The organism is Oleiphilus sp. HI0061, from assembly GCF_001635675.1.
Window position 1 is genome coordinate 1 of sequence record NZ_LWFE01001310.1, and the last position, 2,230, is coordinate 2,230.

A 2,230-nucleotide genomic window follows, 5' to 3' on the forward strand; every position below is an offset into this window, starting at 1 on the left:
GTAACACGTCCGCCGATGCCTTGATAACTTTCACTTGGCCTTGAGATTAATTCTGTAAGTTTTATATTGTGATTCTGTTTGGCATAGGAGCGAATTTCCTTTGCGAATATTACATCCTCCTCGAAACTATTGCTGTAGATAATATGCATGGTATGAGGGAGATCTTTAGCGATGATATGTTTGATCATACTACGTGCAGGTGCAATCCCGGATCCGCCAGCGAAGAATACTAGATCATTACCATGGAATAGTGGATTATGATGAAAGCTTCCCATTGGGCCGGTGCTAGTAAGCTCTTGACCAGGCTTCAGATCATCAACTAAATAATGGCTAACGAAACCGCTATGAGCCTTTTTAACGGTCAGGTCATAATAGTCTCGTTCAGTGGGAGAGGAAGACATCGCATAAGGTCTGGCAGTTGGCGAACCATTTATCTCAACAAAAACGTTAATATACTGACCTGCTTGAAAAGGGGGAAGGTAACCATCAAGTGCTTTGACACGAATAGTATTCGTGGATGGCGTATCAGTAAAAATATCGGTAACAAGTAAACGAAGGCGTTTAGGATGTAGACTGTCGATAGTCTTTTGCGTAGCACCTTTCTCTTCGCTAAAGTCGCTTCCACTAAGCTCTATCTCGGTTTTCTTTTTTACGGCTTCAACGTAGCCAACGACACCATCTAATACGTTTTGTTCTGCGCTGCGATTTTTATGCATGTTGAGCCTCCGTTTGTGACTTTTTAATTTTACGCAATATACTTTTTGCCGTTGATTCACCGGCCATATAGGTCGGTTGAAAACCTCCTTGCGCTGTCCAACTTCCTGCGGAATACAAACCTTCAATACCACTCAATTGGTCGCGTAATAAGAGAGAATCCTGAATATGTTGTTTAAAGCCATAAATAGCGCCGTCAGGTGAGTTCAAATAACGCATCATAGTTAAAGGAGTCGCTACCTCAGCAACTTCAATATACTGGCTGAGATTTGGGTAAGCCTTTTCAACATGATCAATGAGCTTTTGTGCGTAGTCATACTTTGCTTCAGCATAATCTTCAGGGCTAAGTGCTTGCCATGCTTCGCCGTATTGAAGTGCTACAAGAGTTATGACGCTTTTTCCCTTGGGGGCCAAATCTTCGTCAATGAAGTTGTAGCAGGTGACCATTACCCATTTCGGTGCGGTCATTTTATATAGTTCTGTTTCGTCAATATCCTGGTTGTCACCATCAATTACGAAGGTAGCGGCAGATGTAATACCGATATCCTCTGGCTTACAATCTAAACCTAAATACAAGCAAACAGCAGAAACACCTTTGCGTCTAGATTTAAAATCTTGTTGGATCTGAATAGGTGGCTTTTCAAGATCGAGGAGTTCATTGAAGGTGATCAGTGGGCTGGCGTTCGAAACAACATAATTACAGCTTACGGTTTGGCCATCTTCGAGTGTAATAGCATGAACCTTATTATCAGCGGTATGTATTTTCTTCGCACCACAACTAAACTTTACGCACCCTCCGGCTTCAACAAACGAATCGATAATTGCGCTAGAAACACTCTGAGATCCACCCTTAAAGTGCCAAGGTTTGAAGGTACAATAGGCGAAAAGCATTCCAATAAATTCTGCAAACACTAATTCATTGGTTGGGATACCGACATAACTCCAATAGGGAGTGATCGTATTGATCAGTTCTTTATTGCTGAAGAATTCATTCAATACTTCATCGGTAGTTCTTAAACCGTAGGCAGCAAAGTGTTTACATTGAGACTCTAATAGCTTTTCGTCATTACTACGCCTAACCTGTTGCAAGGCCATGTAATACTCCATAGCAACCTTGCTTCCTAGATCAAAGAAGCGGGTGATAGCATCACTGTCATCAGGAAAATTTTGTTTTAGAACTTTTTGAATGCCTGACCAACTCGCGGGAAGTGTAATATCTTGTTTCCCTGGGACAATTAATCGATATAGCTCCTCTTCCTGAACCAGTTCAACTTTATCGAGTACATCCAAATCCTTGAACATTTTTCTCATAAGGAAAGGTCTGTCTTCTGTCCCAACGCCACTTAACTGATGCAAAGCGACTTCAAATTCGAAATCTCCGCGGACGAAAGATGTACCGCATCCACCCGGAACATTATGGCGCTCAACAAGTAAGGTGTTACATCCATTCTTTTGCAGTGTCGCGGCAGCGGTTAGTCCGCCATTTCCTGCGCCAATCACTACTGCATCATAGTGT

General features: G+C 42.3%; 2 protein-coding genes. Both read right to left on the minus strand.

Annotation, left to right across the window (positions count from 1 at the left end; genetic code table 11):
- Nucleotides 1–716: FAD-binding oxidoreductase (locus A3735_RS20710; protein WP_231882591.1), on the minus strand; the 716-nt coding region annotated here is incomplete at its 3' end.
- Nucleotides 709–2,230 (minus strand): NAD(P)/FAD-dependent oxidoreductase (locus A3735_RS20715; protein WP_068638556.1); only part of this gene is annotated, 1,522 nt, incomplete at its 5' end. The genes A3735_RS20710 and A3735_RS20715, both read right to left, overlap by 8 nt.